This is a genomic window from Rhodococcus sp. 14-2470-1a (assembly GCF_002259425.1).
Lineage (GTDB): Bacteria > Actinomycetota > Actinomycetes > Mycobacteriales > Mycobacteriaceae > Rhodococcoides > Rhodococcoides fascians_E.
The window spans coordinates 105,672-125,820 of the sequence record NZ_NPFZ01000024.1 but is presented as its reverse complement, the minus strand read 5'-3'; the positions used below and the strand labels follow the sequence as shown (position 1 = coordinate 125,820).

General features: G+C 66.0%; 17 protein-coding genes. 7 read left to right on the top strand and 10 right to left on the bottom strand.

Translation table 11 applies throughout. From position 1 onward, the window contains the following. Positions 1–71 precede the first annotated feature (71 nt). On the bottom strand, positions 72–1,214 hold the full coding sequence (locus tag CH292_RS11945) for an SGNH/GDSL hydrolase family protein (protein WP_037159008.1): 1,143 nt from the start codon (positions 1,212–1,214) through the stop codon (positions 72–74). Positions 1,215–1,286: 72 nt separating this feature from the next. On the opposite strand from CH292_RS11945, the gene CH292_RS11940 reads away from it, so the two are divergent. The 3 genes from CH292_RS11940 (at position 1,287) to CH292_RS11930 (ending at position 5,088) form a co-directional block, all read left to right on the top strand. Next, complete coding sequence (locus tag CH292_RS11940; protein WP_094654821.1) at positions 1,287–2,051, top strand: DUF6319 family protein; 765 nt, start codon at positions 1,287–1,289, stop codon at positions 2,049–2,051. A gap of 88 nt (positions 2,052–2,139) precedes the next feature. Next, complete coding sequence (locus CH292_RS11935; protein ID WP_019666917.1) at positions 2,140–2,796, top strand: S1 family peptidase; 657 nt, start codon at positions 2,140–2,142, stop codon at positions 2,794–2,796. 213 nt (positions 2,797–3,009) lie between these two features. Continuing rightward, positions 3,010–5,088 carry an MFS transporter gene (locus CH292_RS11930; RefSeq protein WP_256978061.1) on the top strand — a complete coding sequence of 693 codons (2,079 nt, stop codon included), beginning with the start codon at positions 3,010–3,012 and terminating at the stop codon, positions 5,086–5,088. A 91-nt stretch (positions 5,089–5,179) separates the two neighbouring features. Here the strand turns inward: CH292_RS11930 and ilvD are convergent, their stop codons facing one another. From ilvD to CH292_RS11915, 3 genes are all read right to left on the bottom strand, one after another. Beyond that, positions 5,180–6,886: a dihydroxy-acid dehydratase gene (ilvD, locus tag CH292_RS11925; protein WP_019666915.1), complete on the bottom strand. Its 1,707-nt coding sequence runs from the start codon at positions 6,884–6,886 to the stop codon at positions 5,180–5,182. Positions 6,887–7,111: 225 nt separating this feature from the next. Next, entirely contained in the window at positions 7,112–8,602 is a 1,491-nt protein-coding gene (locus tag CH292_RS11920; protein WP_094654819.1) for an MFS transporter, read from the bottom strand. A 48-nt stretch (positions 8,603–8,650) separates the two neighbouring features. Beyond that, entirely contained in the window at positions 8,651–9,268 is a 618-nt protein-coding gene (locus tag CH292_RS11915; RefSeq protein ID WP_019666913.1) for a hypothetical protein, read from the bottom strand. A gap of 185 nt (positions 9,269–9,453) precedes the next feature. Here CH292_RS11915 and CH292_RS11910 point away from each other — a divergent pair, with 185 nt between their 5' ends. Both CH292_RS11910 and CH292_RS11905 read left to right on the top strand, forming a co-directional pair. Further along, positions 9,454–10,497, top strand: coding sequence for an ATP-dependent DNA ligase (locus CH292_RS11910; RefSeq protein WP_033189778.1), 1,044 nt, complete (start codon positions 9,454–9,456; stop codon positions 10,495–10,497). Between the two features lies 1 nt (position 10,498). Further along, positions 10,499–11,578 (top strand): DNA polymerase domain-containing protein, encoded by a 1,080-nt coding sequence (locus CH292_RS11905; protein ID WP_094654818.1) that lies wholly within the window; start codon positions 10,499–10,501, stop codon positions 11,576–11,578. Between the two features lie 11 nt (positions 11,579–11,589). Here CH292_RS11905 and nhaA read toward each other — a convergent pair whose 3' ends face one another. Next, positions 11,590–13,485, bottom strand: coding sequence for a Na+/H+ antiporter NhaA (gene nhaA / locus CH292_RS11900; protein WP_094654817.1), 1,896 nt, complete (start codon positions 13,483–13,485; stop codon positions 11,590–11,592). A gap of 288 nt (positions 13,486–13,773) precedes the next feature. Here nhaA and CH292_RS11895 point away from each other — a divergent pair, with 288 nt between their 5' ends. Beyond that, the gene (locus CH292_RS11895; RefSeq protein WP_026348104.1) at positions 13,774–14,817 is read left to right on the top strand and encodes a putative zinc-binding metallopeptidase; all 1,044 of its coding nucleotides are present in this window, start codon (positions 13,774–13,776) and stop codon (positions 14,815–14,817) included. A 20-nt stretch (positions 14,818–14,837) separates the two neighbouring features. After that, positions 14,838–15,644: a GAF and ANTAR domain-containing protein gene (locus tag CH292_RS11890; RefSeq protein ID WP_094654816.1), complete on the top strand. Its 807-nt coding sequence runs from the start codon at positions 14,838–14,840 to the stop codon at positions 15,642–15,644. A 10-nt stretch (positions 15,645–15,654) separates the two neighbouring features. On the opposite strand, the gene CH292_RS11885 is transcribed toward CH292_RS11890, so the two are convergent. Genes CH292_RS11885 through CH292_RS11865 form a run of 5 tightly spaced genes read right to left on the bottom strand, consistent with a single transcriptional unit; the run spans position 15,655 to position 20,048 of the window. Continuing rightward, positions 15,655–16,929, bottom strand: coding sequence for an EAL domain-containing protein (locus CH292_RS11885; protein ID WP_020112413.1), 1,275 nt, complete (start codon positions 16,927–16,929; stop codon positions 15,655–15,657). 11 nt (positions 16,930–16,940) lie between these two features. Continuing rightward, positions 16,941–17,615 carry an SAM-dependent methyltransferase gene (locus CH292_RS11880; protein WP_094654815.1) on the bottom strand — a complete coding sequence of 225 codons (675 nt, stop codon included), beginning with the start codon at positions 17,613–17,615 and terminating at the stop codon, positions 16,941–16,943. Next, a complete protein-coding gene (locus tag CH292_RS11875) occupies positions 17,612–18,388 on the bottom strand; it encodes a PIG-L deacetylase family protein (protein WP_019666905.1) in 777 nt (258 codons plus the stop codon). Before CH292_RS11875 ends, CH292_RS11880 begins: the two co-directional genes overlap by 4 nt. Then, positions 18,382–19,344, bottom strand: coding sequence for an acyl-CoA/acyl-ACP dehydrogenase (locus CH292_RS11870; protein ID WP_037139952.1), 963 nt, complete (start codon positions 19,342–19,344; stop codon positions 18,382–18,384). The genes CH292_RS11875 and CH292_RS11870 overlap by 7 nt, the downstream gene beginning before the upstream one ends. Beyond that, on the bottom strand, positions 19,341–20,048 hold the full coding sequence (locus CH292_RS11865) for a glycosyltransferase family 2 protein (protein WP_371828327.1): 708 nt from the start codon (positions 20,046–20,048) through the stop codon (positions 19,341–19,343). The genes CH292_RS11870 and CH292_RS11865 overlap by 4 nt, the downstream gene beginning before the upstream one ends. Positions 20,049–20,149 lie beyond the last annotated feature (101 nt).

Sequence of the window (20,149 nt, the reverse complement as noted above, 5' to 3'; positions counted from 1 at the left end):
TGCCGCGCAGTAGGCTGGAGGACGTCGTCGAGTGAAGCTCCGACAAAGCCAAATCTATCTGTTACTTCGAGTTACACATAATTCTGTGCGGCGGGGAACGACTCGACGAACCGTTCGGCAATCCGACGATGAGCACGGGCGTCCGGGTGCAAGGCGTCGGGCAGCGGGAACTCGTCGAAGTCGCTCGGACCGTACAGATCCAGACCGTCGACGAGATACAGGTTCGGATCCTCCCGCTGGTCGAACACGCGCCGCAGTTCGTCCCGGACCACGGTGAGCGTCAGCTTCCCCGGCCCCGGATCACCTGTCGCGACGAACCGCACGGCGCCCTCGGCCAGTGCGTCGGGGTCGAATGCGCCTGGCCCCGGAGTGTTCTCGTGGATCGGGCAGTAGAACGGTGACACCACCACGATCGGTGTGCTGGGGTGCCCGTCGCGAATCGTGTCCAGAAACCCGTGGACCGCGGGCGTGAACGCGCGCGTCCGCATGACGTCACCGTTCACGAGGTTGATGCCGACCTCGAGGCTGATCACCTCGGCAGGCTCGTCGCGCATGACCCGGGCGACGAACGGATCCAGCATCGCGCTGCCCGAGAACCCGAGGTTCGTCACGGAAAAACCCATCGCCGACGAGCTCAGTCCCACCCAGGTCGTGCTGGGACTCGTCGCGTTCGATCCCTGGCTGATGGAACTGCCGTAGTGGATCCACCTCGGCCTCGCCTGCCGCTCGGAGGTGGATGCGGCGACGATCGGAGAGTCGCTGCGCAGCGCGATCAACTCGACGTGCTGATTGTGCGGCAGCCATATCTCGACGTCCTTGGCGCCGGGTGTCATCTCGAATCGCACCGGGACCACCGGGCCGTCCGTTCGATCGACACTGCCGGTCACCATGTCGACCGACAGCACGTTGCCACCAGCCGACGCCACGCTGTGCACGAGTTCGCCGTCGATCGTCATGTCGAACATCCCCGACGGACGGGGCGGGAGTCCGACGAACTCCTGCCGCGTCGGAAGGGCGTCGAGTTCGACGACTGTCGCATCGGTGCGGAAAGCCAGCCGAACTCCCGCCGGTTGCACCTCGGCCCCGGCGATCCGGTCGTCGGGAAACCGGCTGCGAGTCCACGCGGGCAGCCGGTGCGGAATCAGGCCTCGTTCGGTGACCTCGACATCGAGTGCGCCGAGAAGAAGGTCGGAGGTGACGGGTGTCGATCGCATGCACGGATTCTGCGTTCCGGGGGACAAGTATGCGACAGTATTCGCAAACACTTTCGAGAGAGGTATGCACCGATGCCACCGCGTAGACGTTCGACGCCCACCGGTTCCCTGACGCCGGAGAATCTCGACACGCTGGCCACGGCCCTCTCCGAGGGGCGGCGCGCGACGGTGTACCTCATCGAGCCGACGCCGAGCCTGGGCCTGCCCGAGGGAACGTCGGCGAGGGTCGTCTCGATCGACGGAAACACCGTCACCATCAGCCCCAAGGGCGTCAACGACGAGCTCCCGTTCGAAGCGGAGGAACTCCGGATCACCCGGAACCCTCCGGGCGGTGCACCCAAACCGGCACCGAAACCGGCGTCGACGCCGGGGCCCGAGGTGGCCGAATGGACCGAGCCGGCCCCAGCACCCAAGCCTGCGGCCACCAAATCCGCAGCTCCGAAGTCGGAGGTGACGACGCCCGCCACGCCCAAGACTGCCACGCCCAAGACTGCCGCGCCCAAGACTGCCGCGCCCAAGCCTGCTGCGCCCAAGCCTGGCCCGGCGAGGAAGGGAAAGAAGGGGCCGGACAGCGTCAGCGTCACCATCCACGCCGGGCCGGACAACGACTGGTCCGTGACGGTCACCCACGGTGCCCGCAGGCCAGGAAAAGCGCAGTCGGTGTCCCCCGAGTCCGTCTCCCGCGCGGTACGCGAACTGGGCGACGATTCGGCACGCGACGCCGTGGAAGCCGTGATCTCGTACGCGCGAGAAGAGGCAGCATCGCGTGTGGAGGAGCTCAGCCGCCAACTCGAGGAAGCCCGGTCCATGCTGGCCGCTCTGGAATCGGACCTTTAGTACTCGTGCGTACTTGTTGACGTCAGGTACTCGTCCATCGGTGCTTCTTATTGCTAGGGTTCTGCGGACACCGCTGGAGAGGGAATACATGTTGAAGAAGTTCATGCTCGTCGCCGTGGCTGCTGCCGCTGTTGCTGCGAGCTTCGGCGTCGGAACTGCGTCAGCTGCGGCTCCGGCGGTGCTGGGGGGCGGATCCGGAATCATCGTCGACGATGCTGCCGAGTGCACTCTGACGACCATCGGCAACGACCGCGAAGGCCGCCTCGTCGGTATCACCGCCGGTCACTGCGGTGGAGCAGGCGCCACGATCGTGCCGGAGTACGACCCGTCGGCAGGCGTCGTCGGACGCATCGCGTTCTCCAACCCCGAGTACGACTACGCGGTGATCGAGTTCGATCGCGCCAAGGTCGTTCCGGTCAACCGGGTGGGCAACGTGACCATCACGCAGGTCGGTCCTCCCGCCTCGTTCCCCAACATCGTCTGCAAGGAAGGCCGCACCACCGGTAACACGTGCGGCGTCGCCTACGGGGACGTTCTGCAGTCGCAGGAGACCTGGTCGCAGCTGTGCGTCGTCGAAGGTGACTCCGGTAGCCCGGTCGTCGTCGGCACCACGCTCGTCGGCATGGTGAACGCGTACCTCGGTGTGGCGTGCTTCGGACCGCAGGTCGGTACCAACATCGACGCGATTCTGCGCCACATCGACGCAGGCAACGCCGTCGGAGCAGGTTTCGCCCCCATCCCCTGATCGGACTCTTCGAGTCACCGATCGCGTCATCAGCGTTACAGATCATGCCACCGTGTCAGTTCGATTGACACGGTGGCATTTTCGTTCGTTGGGATCTCTCCCAGTCGCTTGTGTAACGACCGCCACAAAGAATTGCGTACCCTAACGCATCCTTCCTAGGCTGCACAGCACTGCGCGCGGTGTGTCGCGTGTGGTGCCTAGGGGGGAACACACATGACATTGCTTGCGATGACTCCTGTTCAGGAGATGGAAAAGCCGTACGCGAAACGTTGGGCAGCGCTGGGGGTGCTGTGCCTGAGCCTGCTCGTCGTCGTCATGGCGAACACGTCACTGTTGGTGGCGGCGCCTGCGATGACGCTGGATCTGAACCTGTCGAGCAGCGACCTTCAGTGGGTCATCGACGGATACACCGTGCCGTACGCGGCCTTGATGCTTCTGTTCGGCGTCATCGGCGATCGGTATTCTCGCAGAGGCGCACTCATCATCGGCCTGCTGATCTTCACGGCGGGTTCTCTCGCCGGCGCGCTGACCGGCGCCACGACAGGCGTGATTCTCGCTCGCATCGTCATGGGCGTCGCCGCTGCCATCGTCATGCCTGCCACGCTGTCGCTCCTGGTGGCGACGTTCCCCAAACGCGAACGGGCCACGGCCGTCACCATCTGGGCCGCCACGTCGGGTCTCGCCATCGCGATGGGTCCGCTGCTCGCCGGCTGGCTGCTCGAAAGCTATTGGTGGGGTTCGAGTTTCCTGATCGACATCCCGTTCACGATCATCGGGATCGCAGGCGCCGTCGCTTTGGTGCCGCCGTCACGTGCGGTGAACCCGGGCAGGATCGACTGGCTCGGAGGGCTGCTCTCCGTGCTCGCAGTGTCCACGGTGGTCTACGCGATCATCGAGGGCATGCACTTCGGTTGGAGCGTCGGACCCACGTACTTCGCGGTGGTGGGCGCGCTCAGTACCGCGGCGTTCGTCGCCTGGGAGCTTCGCCACCCGAGCCCACTTCTCGACGTCCGAGCGTTCTCCTCCCGCATCCTCAGCGGTGCCGTACTGGCCGTCCTGCTGTTCTTCCTCGTCACCTTCGGCGCGATCTACTATGTGGCCCAATATCTTCAGTTCGTACTCGACATGGGCCCGGTCTCGACCGGGGTGCACCTGCTCCCTCTGGCGGTCGCCGTGTTCGTCGGCTCGGGCATCACACAATGGCTGACGCCGCGAGTGGGCATGAAGTACACCGTCACGGCCGGCATGGTCGTCGGCACGCTGGCCGTGGTCTCGATGCTCGGAATCGACACCACCGCAACCTACGTCGACTTCGTTCCGGTTCTGGCACTACTGGGCCTCGGCATCGGCCTCAGCGTGTCGCCGTGCACCGACGCCATCATGGCCGAATTCCCCGAGAGCAAGCTCGGCGTCGCCGGCGGGCTCAACGACACTGCGCTGGAACTGGGCGGATCTCTCGGAATCGCCGTTCTCGGTTCGGTTCTCGCAACGACGTACCGCGGCGGCATCGTCGACTACCTCGCGGACTTCCCCGGCAAAGGGCCCGACGGCCAGCCGACCGCGCAAGCCGCACAAGCGATCGAAGCGTCCGGCGACTCGGTCGCCGGGGCCGTGATCGTCGCAGACATCATGCGCGAGAACACCTTTCTCACCGGATACGCCGACAACCTGGTGATCACCGCGGTGAGCTCGTTCGCGAACGCCGTCGTGCACACGTCTTTGATCGCAGCCGTGGTCTTCGCCATCGGGACCGTCGTGGTCGGCGTGTTGCTGCCCGGCCGCACCCCGCGCGTCGTGCCTACCGTCCGCACTGCATTCGATCCCGACGCAGCCAAGGAAGTTGCCGAGCTGGAGCATCTCCTCGAGCAACCGTCGGCCCCGGATGCCGTGGTGAAGAAACCTCGGAAAGAGGTTGCGCCCGAGGCGTCGACGCAGGATCCGGTGGCAATCGAAGTGGTCGACGACGAACTCACCCGACCCAGCATCTACCAGCTCGCCGCCAAGGTCTACGAGGTCCAGGCCGCCACCGAGAAGGAAGCTGCCCTCGCAGCGTCGGACCATCTCACCATCCACCACCTCGCCCTGGCCGACATCGCTCGCAAGCGCCGCGAAACCGCAGAAGAAGAACTGGACGCGGCGCTGGACCTCGCGGAACTTCCGGTCATGAAACGGGCACCCAAGCCCGTCGTCCGGGAAGATCAGCTGAACTTCTACCAGTACGGCGACTCCGTCCGCCGCAAGTGCACCGACCTGAAAGAGCGCTCGAGCTCCGTCTGGTCCATGCCGCTCTAGTACAGGGATTGCGTCCCACCCCCATCGCTCGAAAACGCCTCACACGCTGTCTGTTCGTGTGAACGGACGATTCGAGCGATGGGGTCACGCGCTAGATCAGTACCGCACCATCGGATGCGGAACCGACGAGCTTGGCGTACTTGGCCAGGACACCGCGGGTGTAGCGGGGCGGTAGAGGTGCCCAACCTTCCTTGCGGGATTCGAGTTCAGCGTCGTCGACGAGGAGGTCGAGGGTTCCCTTTCCGACGTCGAGGCGAATCCGGTCACCGTCACGAACGAAGGCGATGGGTCCGGCGTCGACGGCTTCCGGCGCGACATGTCCGACGCACAGTCCCGTTGTACCGCCGGAGAATCGGCCGTCGGTCAGCAACAGGACGTCCTTACCGAGTCCCGCGCCCTTGATGGCACCGGTGATCGCGAGCATTTCTCGCATTCCCGGTCCGCCCTTGGGGCCTTCGTATCGGATGACGACGACATCGCCCGCGGAGATCGTGCCGTCCTCCAACGCATCCATCGCGGCGCGTTCGCGCTCGAAAACTCGTGCAGTGCCGACGAACACGTCCGAGTCGAAACCTGCCGACTTGACGACGGCGCCGCCCGGGGCCAGCGAACCTTCGAGGATGGTGATGCCGCCGGTCGGGTGAATCGGCTCTTCCAGCGCACGCAGGACCTTGCCGTCGGGGTCCGGCGGCGCAATGTGAGCGAGGTTCTCGGCCACGGTCTTTCCGGTGACCGTCAGGCAGTCTCCGTGCATGAGCCCGGCGTCGAGCAGCGCCTTCATGACGACGGGAACTCCGCCGATGGCGTCGACATCGGTCATGACGTGCTTGCCGAACGGCTTGACGTCCGCGAGGTGCGGCACCTTGGAGCCGATGCGCCGGAAGTCGTCGAGCGTCAGTTCCACTTCGGCCTCGTGGGCGATGGCGAGAAGGTGGAGCACGGCGTTGGTCGATCCACCGAAGGCCATGACGACGGCGATCGCGTTCTCGAATGCCTTCTTCGTCATGATGTCTCGCGCAGTGATACCGCGTCGGAGAAGTTCGACGACGGCTTCGCCGCTGGCACGGGCGTACCCGTCGCGTCGACGATCGGGTGCAGGCGGAGAAGCGCTGCCGGGCAACGACATTCCCAAAGCCTCAGCGGCACTGGCCATGGTGTTGGCCGTGTACATGCCGCCGCAGGCGCCTTCGCCCGGACAGATTGCGCGTTCGATGGTGTCGACATCCTCGCGGGACATCAGGCCACGAGAGCACGCACCGACAGCCTCGAACGCGTCGATGATGGTCACCTGGTGCTCACTGCCGTCGGACAGCGTCGCGAAACCCGGAAGCGTCGAACCGGCGTACAGAAACACACTCGCGAGATTCAATCGCGCTGCGGCCATCAACATTCCGGGAAGCGACTTGTCACACCCGGCCAGAAGCACCGAGCCGTCGAGGCGCTCCGCGCTGACCACCGTCTCCACACTGTCCGCAATGACCTCACGCGAGACCAACGAGAAATGCATTCCCTCGTGACCCATCGAGATACCGTCGGAGACGGAGATGGTGCCGAACTCGAGCGGATACCCGCCCGCCGTATGGACCCCCTCCTTGACCGCCTTCGCGAGGCGCTCCAAGGACAAATTGCACGGAGTGATCTCGTTCCACGACGACGCGACGCCGATCTGGGACTTCCCCCAGTCCTCGTCACCCATCCCCACCGCGCGCAACATTCCTCGCGCAGCGGTCTTCTCCAAACCATCGGTGACGTCGCGGCTCCGCGGTTTGACGTCCGGCGAATCGTTCTCGGTCGACATAGCTCTCCTGACCTGATCTCGGATATGGGCTGTATCCGTAACGGTCAGCCTAATCCGGGTCGTTCCGCAGGCTCCACTCCTGGCCTGATCCGGGTCGTTCCGCAGGCTCCACTCCTGGCCTGATCCGGGTCGTTCCGCAGGCTCCACTCCTGGCCTAATTGGGGTCGTTCCGCAGGCTCCACTCCTGGCCTAATTGGGGTCGTTCCGCAGGCTCCACTCCTGCCCCTAAATCTGCTCCCTCGGGCTCAGCGCCGGGGACGACGGGTCGCAGCTGTAGGTGGGGTTCTTGCGAGAAGGACTCCTGACCATGACTGCGGCGATGAGGGAACCCACGACGAGCAGGCCGGCGCAGACGATCATGGCCGTGTGGAAGCCGTCGGAGAAGGTCTGGGGCTGGTCGTAGTCGGCGCCCGCGATTCCCACGAGGCCAGGTAGAGCGGCCACGGCCAGGAGCTGGCTGGTTCTGGCGACGGCATTGTTGACACCGGATGCTGTTCCTGCGCGGTCAGTGGACACGGCTCCCAGGACGGCGCCGGTGAGCGGCGCGACCAGGATCGACAAGCCGAGGCCGAAGACGACGACGGCAGGAAGCACGTCGACGAGGTATGTCGATGCCGGCCTAACTCCCGCCCCTGATCCGGTCGTTCCTGCAGGCTCCACTCCCGCCCCGCCCGGCGAGATACGGAGCATCAGCAGCAGTCCGGCGGCGGCGACCAACGGCCCGACAGTCATCGGCACACGGGGCCCGATGCGCTGCGCCACCCGTCCGGCCCGCGCGGAGAGCACGAGCATCAGAGCGGTGATCGGCAGAGTCGCCACACCTGCGGCGATCGGCGAATAGTCGAGCGCCAACTGAAGTTGCAGAATCAGCAGGAAGAACACTCCGCCGAGCGCCGCATACACGGCGAACGTCACCAGGTTGGCCGCCAGGAAGACACGGGACGCGAACAACGACGGCGGAATCAGCGGATTGGATGTCCGCAACTCGACGACGACGAACGCTCCGACCGCGAGTACGCCCGCCGCCACGACCCACCACGATGCGTCGATGAAGCCGTAGGTGAGCAGGCCGAGCGCGAGGGCGACGACACCTGCACCGGGGAGATCGAGTTTCCCCTCCGCGTGAGGGTCGCGGCTCTCGGGCACGTGCTTGACGGCCACCAGGACGACGGCGACAGCCAGCGGAATGTTCAGCAGGAAGACCGATCGCCACCCGGCCACGTCGACCAACCACCCGCCCAGCAGAGGCCCGACGGCGGACGCGACACCGCCGAGACCGGACCACAAGCCGATGGCGGCGCCCCGGTCGTCGGGATGAATGGACGCGGAGATCAACGCGAGGCTTCCCGGCGTCAGCAACGCCGCGCCGACGCCCTGCAGCAATCGCGCGGCGACGAGTACCTCGATGTTCGGCGCCAGACCGCACAGGACCGAGGCGACGGCGAACCAGATCGTGCCCCAGACGAAGACCGTCCGTCTGCCGAGGCGATCGCCGAGCGCACCGCCGAGCAGGATGAACGACGCCAACGTCAGGGTGTAGGCGCTGACGGTCCACTGCAGTCCCGAGACGCCGGATCCGAAATCCCGGCCGATGTCGGGCAGCGCCACGTTCACGACGGTCGCGTCGAGCATCGCCAGCGAGGACCCCAGAACCGTCGCGGCGACGATCCAGCGTCCCCTCGGAGTCTTCAATCGGACCGAATCGGACCCCGTCACGGAAGCACCGTCATGAAAGCACCGTCATGACGGAAGTCTTGCACCGATCTACAGATCTTCCACGCAGACGACGAAGTTGCGTTCCGGATAACGGAAACCGCTCGTCGCCTGGAGATCGCAGGAGTCGACGTCGGTGGTTCCACTGAGGATCTCCACGACGCGGACGGAATCGAACCCGGGCGATCCGCAGTCGATACGCTCGGGATCGTCGTCCATCGGAATGTCCATGCAGCCGCCGATGACCCAGTCGATGTCCAGGCACAGTGCGCCCTGCTCGATGTCCGCGTACGTCTCGTAGTAGTACTGGTCGGCGTCGGAGATGCACTCGGCGTTTGTGGGAGCCTTGCCGATCACCTTGTAGTTCGAGTCGGCGCTTCCGCACGCGGCATTGTCGATGGTGGCGTCGTCGACAGTTCCCCCGAGGTCGACGCATTCACCGATCTCGACGTCGATGTCGACGTCACCGCCCATGTCCTCACCTTCCTGCGCCGGCGCTTCGCCCGTCGTGGGCGCAGACGAGCTGGTCTGGGTGGTCGAGGTGACGAGTTCGTCGGCGGCCGGGATCGCCCGCGGAGTGACGGTGCTGCTACAGCCTGCGAGCACGACAGCGCTACATGCCAGCACAGCAATCGCTGCGCCGCGAAACTTCTCACTGAGGGAGAGCATTGACCGTTCCTTAGTTCTATGAAGGTGAGGACCCGAGCACGACAAGAATCGGATCAAAAATATCCCGTCCGTCCCGATTTCGTGAGACCAGGTGTGGCTCGAGTGAACGCTGAGGCGGACATTCACGATTACCTGCAGCGAAAGAAGGTACTCCTCGGCGGTTCCACTAGGGCAGTATTGCTCTCGTGGACCTCCCGATCGCGTGGCCGCTGCAACCGATGCTGGCCAAAGCCGCCAAGACCGTCCCCGCACAGCCGGAGGGCGGAGAGCCCGCATGGTCGTACGAGCCCAAGTGGGACGGCTTCCGTGCCATCGTCTTCCGCGACGGCGACGAGGTGATCCTCGGGTCGCGTGGCGGCAAGGACCTCGCCCGCTACTTCCCCGAGCTGGTCTCGGCCGTCCTGGCGGAACTGCCGGACAAGATCGTCGTCGACGGTGAGATCGTCGTGCCGCGGGAGCGGGACGGGCGTACGAGGCTGGACTGGGACGCGTTGTCCGAGCGCATCCACCCCGCCGATTCGCGAGTGCGCATGCTCGCGGAGAAGACACCGTCGATGTTCGTCGCGTTCGATCTTCTGGCGATCGGTTCGACCGACCTGACGGGTGAGCCGTTCTCCGTCCGTCGGGCAAAGCTGCTCGAGGTGATGGCAGGCGGTGATCGCTGCCAGGTCACCAGCACGACGGACGACGCGGCGACCGCGCAGGATTGGTTCGAGCGTTTCGAAGGCGCTGGGCTGGATGGAGTCGTTGCCAAGAAACTGGACGGGCTGTACCTGCCGAACAAGCGCGAGATGATCAAGATCAAACACGCCAGAACGGCCGACTGCGCGTTGATCGGATACCGAGTGCACAAATCCGGCAACGGAATCGGATCGTTGCTGCTCGGCCTGTACGACAACGGCGAGCTTCGGATGATCGGCGGCGCGTCGGCGTTCACCGACAAGCGGCGCGTCGAAATCCTCGAAGAACTGCAGCCGTTGCGCACCGGGGAAGAACCGAAATCGGCCGAAGCCAACCGGTGGACGTCGAACAAGGACCGCAGTTGGGTGCCGCTGCGCATCGAGCGGGTCATCGAGGTCGCCTACGACCAGATGGAAGGCGAGCGTCTGCGGCACGCCGCACGCTTCCTACGGTGGCGACCGGACCGGGATCCGAAGTCCTGCACCTACGAACAGCTGGAAGTGCCCGTCAGCTACGACGTGGCCGACGTGATCGCCGGGGGCAAATAAGATGGCAACGAAGACACCGCCCGCGTTCGTGCAGGCAGGTGACCGCGAGGTACGAGTCTCGAGCCCCGACCGCGTGATCTACGAGGCAACGGACATCACGCCGGAGATCACGAAACTGCAGGTGTGCGAGTACTTCGCCGCCGTCGGTGAACCACTGTTGAGAGCGATCGGCACTCGACCGACCGCGATGGAACGGTGGCCCGACGGTTTCCGCGACGGGATGCGTCTCGCCCTCGGCCCGCAGGACAAGGAGGGCGACGGCTTCTATCAGAAGCGGCTGCCCAAGGGCGCTCCCGACTGGATCGAGACCGTGAAGATCGCCTTCCCCAGCCGCCGGACCGCGGAGGAACTGTGCCCCGGTGAACCGGCGTCCGCAGTGTGGGCCGCGCAGATGGGCACGTTGACGTTCCATCCCTGGCCGGTGCGACGCCCGGACGTCGACCATCCCGACGAGTTGCGGCTCGATCTCGACCCGCAGCCCGGGACGACGTTCGCCGACGCGCAGCGCGTGGCCGAGGTGACCCGTGAACTGCTGGAGGAGTTGGGGCTGAAGGGATACCCCAAGACCAGCGGCAACCGCGGCATCCACATCTACGTCAGGATCACGCCGTCGTACACGTTCGAGCAGGTGCGGCACGCCGCCATCGGGCTGGGACGTGAGCTGGAGCGCCGCGACGACGGGGTCACGACCAACTGGTGGAAGGAAGAGCGCGGGGAACGGATCTTCCTGGACTTCAACCAGAACAACCGGGATCGGACCATCGCGAGCGCGTGGAGCCTACGGGCGAAGACCGGTGCGCCCGTGAGCACGCCGATGACGTGGGCGCACCTGGCCGGGATCTCCGACCCTCGCGAGTACAACCTGGTGACGATCCCCGACTACCTGTCCGACGGCGATCCGTGGGCGGACATGGACGAGCAGGCCTACTCGCTGGACCCGCTGCTGGAACTCTGGGAGACCCTGCCGGGCGGCGAACTCAACTTCCCGCCCGACTACCCCAAGATGCCCGGCGAACCTCCTCGCGTTCAACCGTCGAAAAAAGTTGCCGAGCACTGGGACGACGACGGCAACCGTCTGTGAGTGGAGCCGCGTCACGTCGAGGAGGTGCGGAGCTGCGTCAGTTCCCGGATGAGCGAGGCGGCATCGTAGGGCCCGGTGTGCCGGATCAAGTCGGTGTCCCCGCGGCCGAGATAGAACGTCGGCGTGCCCTCGACGTCGCTCGACGCGGCGTCGAGCTCGTCGTCCTCCACTCGAACCACGTAATCGCCGGTACGTAGGTCCTCGGAGAACCGGTCCATGTCGAGACCGAGATCCTCGGCGTAGTCGTCGATGTCGTCGGGGGTGAGTGCGTCGCTGTTCGCGAACAGGACGTCCGCCATCTCCCAGAACTTCCCCTGCGCCGACGCGGCTTCGCTGGCGTGGGCTGCGTAGCGCGCGTGCGGGTGGTAATCGTCGAGGGGCAAGTGCCGGAAGATGTATCGGACGTCGTCACCGAAGTGGGCTCGGACCTCCTTGATGCTTCCGGTTGCCTTGCTGCAGAACGGGCATTCGAAATCGCCGTACTCGACGATGGTCAAGGGTGCATCGACGGGACCACGGATGTGATCGCGCTTGGCGTTCACCGGTCGCAGGATCCGATGCGACACCTCCTGCTTGGGCGGATGGATGCGCGCGTCGATACGGAACAGCAGCCAGCCGAGCAGCGCCGCCACCACGGACGCGGCCAGCACGCCGACGCGTGCCTGGTCGGCGAGGAATTCGTCGTCGAGGGCGAGGTCGACGATGAACAGCGAGATCGTGAATCCGATTCCGGACAGTGCAGCACCGCCCGCGATGTGCGAGATCGTCAGACCGGGCGCCAGCGCCGACGGTTTCATCCTAGCGAAAACGGCTGCTGCAGCGGTGATTCCGATGAGCTTGCCGACGACGAGTCCGACGACGATGCCCCACGTCAACGGCGACGTGGCGGCGGCACGCAGGGTCTCGCCGCTGAGGACGACGCCCGCATTGGCGAGCGCGAAGATCGGCACGATCAGGAACGCGGTGTAGGGCTGATACAACCGCATCAGACGCTCGTTGACGGACACGGCCTGGTCCAGGCCCAGCCTCGCGGCGCGGGCGTACTCGGGATTGGGTGACTGGCGGAACGCTCGGGTGAGGTCGGCTGCGCGTTCCACTTCGCTGCGCCTCGGCGGGTAGACCGGCAGGATGAGTGCGATCATGACGCCGGCGAGAGTGGCGTGCACGCCCGACTCGTGGAAGGCCACCCAGGTGGCCAGTGCGACGACCAGATAACCGATCCCGCGCCACACCTGCATGCGTCGGAGCAGCGCGATCGCGGCCAGACCGACGAACGCCAGAATCAACGGAACGATCTCGACCTTGTCGGTGTAGAAGAACGCGATGATGGCGAGCGCGCCGACGTCGTCGGCGACGGCGAGCGTCAGCAGGAAGATGCGTAGGCGGGCGGCCTTCTTCGGTCCGATGACCGCCAGTGCGCCGAGAACGAACGCGGTGTCGGTGGAGATGACGACGCCCCAGGCGCCTGCGGCCTCACCGGATGGATTGAGGATCAGGAACAGAACAGCGGGGATGGCGAGACCCGCGAGCGCCGCGACGATCGGGATGCTCGCGCGTGAGCGATCGGTGAGCTCGCCCATCGCGAATTCGCGTTTGACCTCCAGGCCGACGACGAAGAAGAACAACGCCATCAAGCCGTCGTTGACCCAGTGCGCGAGGTCGAGCGAGATGCCGTGGCCACCCACGGTGATCGAGAGTTCGGTGTGCCAGAAGCTCTGATAGGTGTCGCCGAAGGGCGAGTTGGCCCACAGGAGTGCGAGTAGGGTCGCCCCGAGAAGGAAACCCGCGGCAAGGGTCTCGCTACCCCCTGCACCGCGAGTTGCGGCACCGTGTCCCGGGCCGAGGGAGTCGGTGATGCGCTGGGCCAACCGTCGCACGGGTGAGACGGTCGGTGTCATGTCGGCCATCAGGCGCGGGGTCCGGGGATTGCAAGCGTGCTCATCGGTTGAAGAAATCCCCTCGATCGGTGGTCCAGCTGGTGGACCTGACTCTCCGCAGCGTGTGTTCGGTCGCTGCGCACACCACGCAACGCGCCGACGGTAGGAAAGCTTCCACCGTTACGGCACCTCGTGACCGTATCGTGACTACTCTGTTATCTCCGACGTACCGAAACCGACGGGATACCGTCATATTCGCAGTCGAGCATTGGTGGGCCTGAAGTCGACCAAGGCACCTGAGCAATGAAAGTCGGGATCATGCGTGCTTTGATCTGCCGCAAATGCGGTCAGAAACTCTCCTTCGAGAATTCGCTGTGCCTCAGCTGCCACAGTGCGCTGGGATTCCACCTTCCCACCCGCGCCCTGCTGCCGCTCCCGGACACGGACGGTGACGGCGCCGCCGAGATCGACATCACCACACCCGGCAGCGATGTCGATGTCACCTGGAAGGTGTGCGCCAACCTGAGCACGGCCAGGTGCAACTGGCTCGTCGACACCTCGACCGGCGAGGAACTCTGCTTCTCGTGCCGACTCACCAGGACGCGCCCCGCGGACGACGACGTCGACGCGATGGTCGCCTACGCCGACGCGGAGACGAACAAGCGTCGGGTCATCCTCGAGCTCACCGAGCTGGGTCTCCCGATCGACGGGCGTGACAAGGACCCGGAGACCGGTCTCGCATTCGACCTGCTGTCGAGCGCCAACACGCAGGTGATGACCGGCCACGCCAACGGACTGGTGACGCTCGACCTGGCGGAGGGCGACGACGTCCACCGCGAACAGCTCCGAGTGTCGATGTCCGAGCCGTACCGCACTCTCGTCGGACACTTCCGGCACGAGATCGGCCATTACTTCCAGATGGTCCTCGTCGGAACGGGCGAACACCGACCGCGGTTCGAGGAACTGTTCGGCGACCCGGACACCGACTATCAGGCCGCCCTGGACCGGCACTACAACGAGGGTGCGCCGGAGAACTGGGAGGACGATTACGTCTCGTCCTACGCGACGATGCACCCGGCGGAGGACTGGGCCGAGACGTTCGCCCACTACCTGCACATTCGTGACACGCTCGACACCGCGGCAGCCTTCGGTATGGCCCCGGCCGGATCGACGCTGGACAGCCCACTGCCGGGCGACGTCGGCTTCGACCAGATCGTGGAGTGGTGGCTACCGTTGTCCTGGGCGCTCAACCAGATCAACCGCTCGATGGGCCACCAGGATCTGTACCCGTTCGTGTTGCCGCCCACAGTGCTGGACAAAATGCGATACGTGCACCAGCTCATCGCGCCCAGCGAACTCTGAGTCGTAAAATCTCGGCGGAGGTGGTTCTCATCAGTGAGCAGGTTCTCGGCGCGGACGTCACCACGACGACCGGAGCCGACTTCGATCTGAGTCAGCGCCTGGCGGCGGTGGCCAGGGAACTTCGCCGCGAGCACGGAGACCCCGACCGGACACTGGCGGCCATCACCGAATCGGCCGTCATGAACGTCCCGGCCGCCGAAGCAGCGAGCATCACGACGGTGCTCCGCGGCAAATTCGTCCACAGCGCCGCACTGACCGGTGACCTCGCCGGTCAGTGCGACGCAATTCAGCAGCAGATCGGCGAAGGGCCGTGCCTGGAGTCGGCCGTCGAGCAGCGGACCATCCGGATCGACGACATGGATTCCGACCGACGCTGGCCACGGTTCGCTGCCGCCGCGTCGGCGCTGGGAGTGCGCAGCATGATCTGCTTCCAGCTGTACGTCGAGGGCTACAACTTCGGTGCGCTCAACCTGCACTCCACCCGTCACGACGCGTTCGGGGAGGACGCCGAGTCGATCGGCTCGCTGTTCGCCGCGCACGCTGCCATCGCGTTCTCCAGCGCCAAGGAGGAACAGCAGATTCGTGCCGCGCTGACCTCACGCGACATCATCGGCCAGGCCAAGGGCATGCTGATGGAGCGCTACAAGTTGGGTGCTCAGGAGGCGTTCGCGCTGCTCTCCAGACTCTCGCAGGAGACCAACACGCGTCTGGCCGAACTGGCAGGCAAGGTCGTCGCCGACGCCGAGAGCTACACAGGAGTGGAGCCAGGAGCGACGCGGAAGAGGGCCGTGGAGCCTGCAGGAACGAAAAAGAAGGCCGAAGGCTGATCGGTATCGGTCAGAGCCCGGTACGTTCCACCGGAAGCCGCAGCAGCAGACTTCGCGCGCAGTCGACCGTCAGCTGCGGGTCGTGGCTCAGGACGTAGGAGAATCGCCGGTTCATGTCCGGTCCGGTATCTCCCATGTCCTTGGCCGCCAGTACCGCCGAGAAGTGCGGCGACAGCACCACCACCACCCATTCGAGCCGTACCGGGTCGTCGGGGTCGAGGTCCGCTCCGCGCACGCGCGGCGCGGGCTCGGGATCGATGCCCGCGGCGAGTGCGCCGACGAGGGCTGCCCTCGTCGCCATGACCTCCCAGCGACGTGCGGTCAGCGGCGTGAAATGTTCCCGGCTCTCGAACGAGCCGAGGATGACGGCGGTCTGCAGGCTCTGGCCGGCAATGGACTCCAGCCCCTTGCTGACCTCCACCAGAAGACGCTTGGTCGACGGCTTGGAATCGCGTCCCGCCGCGGCCAGTTGGTACGGCGAGGAACGTGGAAGCGAGCCGCGCTCGGGTGACGTGCGGAAATCCAACGGTGACAGTCGCTTCGACGGCTCCACCGGAACGGGGTTCTGCTCGGTGAAGAACCGGCCCTGCCCGACGCGTGCGCCCAGCGCGATGGCGGTCCCGACGGCGTCCTCGGTGTCGATTCCTTCCGCCATGACGATCGCGCCCGTGCGTTCGGTGTACGCGGCGACGGCGTTGACGACTCGGGCGGTGAACCGGCTCGGACGCTGGGTGATCAAGCTGCGATCGAGTTTGACCACGTCGGGTTCGAGGAGCGGCAGCAGTGCCAGCGATTCCGGCTTCACACCGACATGGTCGACGGCGATTGCCCATCCGAGCTTGCGGACGTCGGCCACCGCGCGCAGCAACTGCGCGGGTCGACGAATCAGTGAGGTCTCGTCCAGCTGCAGGACGGCGGAACCTGCGTCGACGTCTCCGCGGTCGGGGAGGTACGGCAGTGTGTCCGGGTCGATGGCGATGAACAGCGGCAGACCCTGAAGCGAATCGAGGCGTGCGGCACCCTCGACGGCGCCGGCCCAGCGAACGAGGTCGAGGTCGACGGTCATGTCCATCGCCCGCGCCGCGGACGCGAGGGCCGCAGGCTCGCGGAACGCCGAATCCTCGGGTCCCATGACGATGGCTTCGTAACCGATCACCTCACGGGTCATCAGGTCGACGATGGGGGCGAAGTCGGTGTGCAGACTGTCCGGTCCGAGCAGATCCTCGAGTGCGCCGCCGCGATAGGTGCGCGTCGCGGTCTCACCGCTGGTCATTCTGTCGCTCATCTCAGTCCCACTCATATCAAACCCTCACGTCGTGCGACCGATTCCGGTCTTCCGGTCGGCTCCGCCGACTCGCTCCGTGCGGACGACTCCGCAGCGAACACTTCGAGTATCACATCTTCGTCGACGTAACCGCCCATACGGACCAGTCCGTCGGTGGCTCCGATGGCGTCGTGCACCTGGTCACCGGTCTGTGGATAGTCTGCGACGAGGTGTCGCCAGTGCACCGCGAGGAGCGTGCCTCCCGGCTCGAGATGCGCCACTGCCTTGCCCAGGGCAGCGCGTAGGTCAGCAGGGCCGAGGTAGTACCCGACCTCGCTGAGCACGATCAGATCGAACGGGCCGATCTCGTCGAACTCGTCCCACGAGTCCGTGAGCGACCATTCGCGCAGCTGCACCCGGCCGCTGGACTCGCCGGTGCGCGCGTCGAGACGAGCCCTGGTGGTCTCCAGCGCCGAGGTGACGATGTCGGTGGACGTCAGGTCGTCGCAGCGGCTGGACAGCTTCTCGGTCAGTATTCCGACGGAACAGCCCGGTTCGAGCGCGCGGCGATATCGCGGTTCGGTCAGCGCAGCCAACGTCAGAGCGTATTTACGCTCCTCGTACCAGTTGTCGCCCAGCCGGAACGGATCGACGTTGCCGTCGTAGACGTCGTCGAAATAGTCCTTCTGCAGAGTGCCGTCCGTCATGCGAACACCACCTCCTCGGATCGAAGCAAACGCGCCAGAATGTGCGGCGGAAGTACCGCCCGGTCGGCGGGATCGTCCGACAGATCCTGGATCTGAGACGTGAACCGGTGTGCCGCGGCTTTTTTCGCCTGGGCAGTGCGATCGTCCAGAGTGATCCCCAGCGCGCGACCCCAGGGAACCTCGGGATGATCCGGCCACGCCCAGTGCCACATCCACACCGGGTACTCGAGCACCGCGATCCCGACGCGTCTCGACGCCGTCAGGCATGCCCGCGCCGTCGCCTCGTGATCGGGATGACGATCGCCGCGCCACGGCGTCAGGCACCAGGTGCCCTGTCCACCGGACAACAGCTCGGTGAGCGCCCGCGCGAGCTCGTCCTCGTGCGCGGCGACGTCGCCGTCGGGAAAGCCGAGCCGGATCGGGTCGACGTCGAGACCGAGTTCGGTCAGAGCGCGCCTCGCTTCACGCGGCCGCTCGTCGATCAGTTGCGCCTCGGACATCGTCGGAGACCCGGGATGCGACGCGCCGCCGTCGGTGACGGCCACGACGGACACCCGGATGCCCGACGCGGCGGCGAGCGACATCAGGCCACCGACACCGAGCACTTCGTCGTCGGGATGGGGCGCGACGACGATCATCTCGCGGCATCGACCGAGATCGAGTGGCGGGAACGACGGTGTCCACTGCTGCCACACCTCGAGCGGTGTGCCCGGGTCGACGGTGTCGAACGTTCTGGTTTCCTGCGTGTCGGTGTGTTCGGCGGCGGCTACCATGGCGACTCTTCCTTCGCGATCTCCTGGCCCAGCGCTGCGAGATCGCGCTCGGCATGGCTCTGGCGTAGAAAAACGGTCAGATCGGCGACGCGGCGTGCATGCTCACCGTTCGCGCACAGCGGGGCGGCGCCCAGCGCGCGGCCCACGCGGTCGATGGTGTCGGTAGCGGCGCTCTCGACGATCGCGCGGACGGTCCGTGCCCTGGTGCTGCCGCGGGCCTCCGAGTCGGTCGGATCGGCGTCGATCTCCGCAGCGGCGGTGGTCAACGCGGCCGACGCGGCGCCGAGCGATGCCGCCACGGCGCCGAGATGAGCCATGGTGTGCGGATCGGAGCTCGACTGCGCTGCCGCGTGCAACGTGTCGGCGACAGCGCAGGCACTGCCGAACCACACCGCTGCCACGCCGAGCCCACCATGCCAGAAGCCCGGGCGTTCGACATACGACCCGACTTCGCCGACGGGAACGGCGTGCGCACCGTCGAAACGCACTGTCCCGGAATCGCTTCGAGACATGCCGACGGCGTGCCACGTGTTGGGAATCGGCGAGCACCAGTCCTGGGTCATGTCGACGGCGAACAACCGCGATCGATCTCCGACGCGGGCGGTGACGAGGGCATTCGTGACGATATGAGCGCCCGAGCACCACGGTTTGACGCCGGTGAGCTTCCACCCGTTCTTGCCCTGCGCCGCCTCGAGCACCGGCGACGGTGGTTCCGCCGCCCAGACACCCCAGATCTGCCCGCGGCTCGGAGCAGGGCCACCCAGTTCGGCGAGAATGGCCACTGCGTCGGCGTGGCCCTCGGCCAGACGCCCGAGAACCGTGTCCTCGCGGCCGAGCCCGGCGAGCGTCAACCAGCGAGTGTCGGTGAAACCCGAACCGGGGAGCGGCATTCCAGGTGCCTCGTCGGCGACGAATCGCTTGAGACGCTCGACGAGCGAGCTACCGTCGACCGTCATCGGGCGATGGCCAATTCGAGATCCTGCAGGTGAGCGGCAAACCCGTCGGGTGCCCGGCCGGAGCGCCTCGACGACGTCAGCACGGGCGAATCGCACGAGTACAGAACCGGTACGCCCGCGCGTTCGACCCGAGCCATCAGGTCGACGTCCTCGCCGGTGGTCAGTGCGCCGAATCCGCCGACGGTCCAGTACAAATCCGCGCGCAGTCCGAGATTGGTGCCGTGCACGTGGCGATGGCCGGACGTGTGGCGGTAGCCGGCGTCGTACACCAGAGTCAACGCGGGCGAATCCAGCTCGGTGACGACGGTCCCCGCCACGGCGTGCGCACCCTGCGCTGCGTGAGCGAGGTGCGATGAGATCCACTCCAGTCCGACGGTGCTGTCGGCATCCGTCGTCGCGAACCAGGTGTTGTCCTGTGCTCGGCCTGCTGGTCCGGTGGCCGACAGGAAACCGGCTGCGCGGGCTGCTCCGACGTTGCGTCGCGCGACGGTGAGGACGGTCGCGTCGACCTTGTCGGCCCACGTCGCGGCGATATCGGCGGACGTGTCGGTGCAGGAATCGAGAACCACGACGAGGTCGACGTCGATGTCGACCTGCTCACACGACCTGACCAGCGCAGACAGGCACGAGTCCAGAAGTGCTTCCTCGTTGTGAACCGGCACAACCACCACAGCGCGCTCGATCGGCGCTTGCTTGTCGAACACTTCGACCCCCATCCGCGGAAGCCGTTCCGTCCCCATACGAGAGAACAGGCCCCGGGCCGCGGTGACCAGGGGCAACGATTCGTACAGGCGTCGGAGGCGGC

Bases quoted from the DNA above. Each gene is read 5' to 3' on its own strand.
- CH292_RS11895 (WP_026348104.1), top strand. From the start codon at position 13,774: ATGCGTGCTTTGATCTGCCGCAAATGCGGTCAGAAACTCTCCTTCGAG.
- CH292_RS11930 (WP_256978061.1), top strand. From the start codon at position 3,010: ATGACATTGCTTGCGATGACTCCTGTTCAGGAGATGGAAAAGCCGTAC.
- CH292_RS11885 (WP_020112413.1), bottom strand. From the start codon at position 16,929: ATGAGCGACAGAATGACCAGCGGTGAGACCGCGACGCGCACCTATCGC.
- CH292_RS11940 (WP_094654821.1), top strand. From the start codon at position 1,287: ATGCCACCGCGTAGACGTTCGACGCCCACCGGTTCCCTGACGCCGGAG.
- CH292_RS11905 (WP_094654818.1), top strand. From the start codon at position 10,499: ATGGCAACGAAGACACCGCCCGCGTTCGTGCAGGCAGGTGACCGCGAG.
- CH292_RS11875 (WP_019666905.1), bottom strand. From the start codon at position 18,388: ATGGTAGCCGCCGCCGAACACACCGACACGCAGGAAACCAGAACGTTC.
- ilvD (WP_019666915.1), bottom strand. From the start codon at position 6,886: ATGTCGACCGAGAACGATTCGCCGGACGTCAAACCGCGGAGCCGCGAC.
- CH292_RS11870 (WP_037139952.1), bottom strand. From the start codon at position 19,344: ATGACGGTCGACGGTAGCTCGCTCGTCGAGCGTCTCAAGCGATTCGTC.
- CH292_RS11880 (WP_094654815.1), bottom strand. From the start codon at position 17,615: ATGACGGACGGCACTCTGCAGAAGGACTATTTCGACGACGTCTACGAC.
- nhaA (WP_094654817.1), bottom strand. From the start codon at position 13,485: ATGGCCGACATGACACCGACCGTCTCACCCGTGCGACGGTTGGCCCAG.
- CH292_RS11915 (WP_019666913.1), bottom strand. From the start codon at position 9,268: ATGCTCTCCCTCAGTGAGAAGTTTCGCGGCGCAGCGATTGCTGTGCTG.
- CH292_RS11945 (WP_037159008.1), bottom strand. From the start codon at position 1,214: ATGCGATCGACACCCGTCACCTCCGACCTTCTTCTCGGCGCACTCGAT.
- CH292_RS11935 (WP_019666917.1), top strand. From the start codon at position 2,140: ATGTTGAAGAAGTTCATGCTCGTCGCCGTGGCTGCTGCCGCTGTTGCT.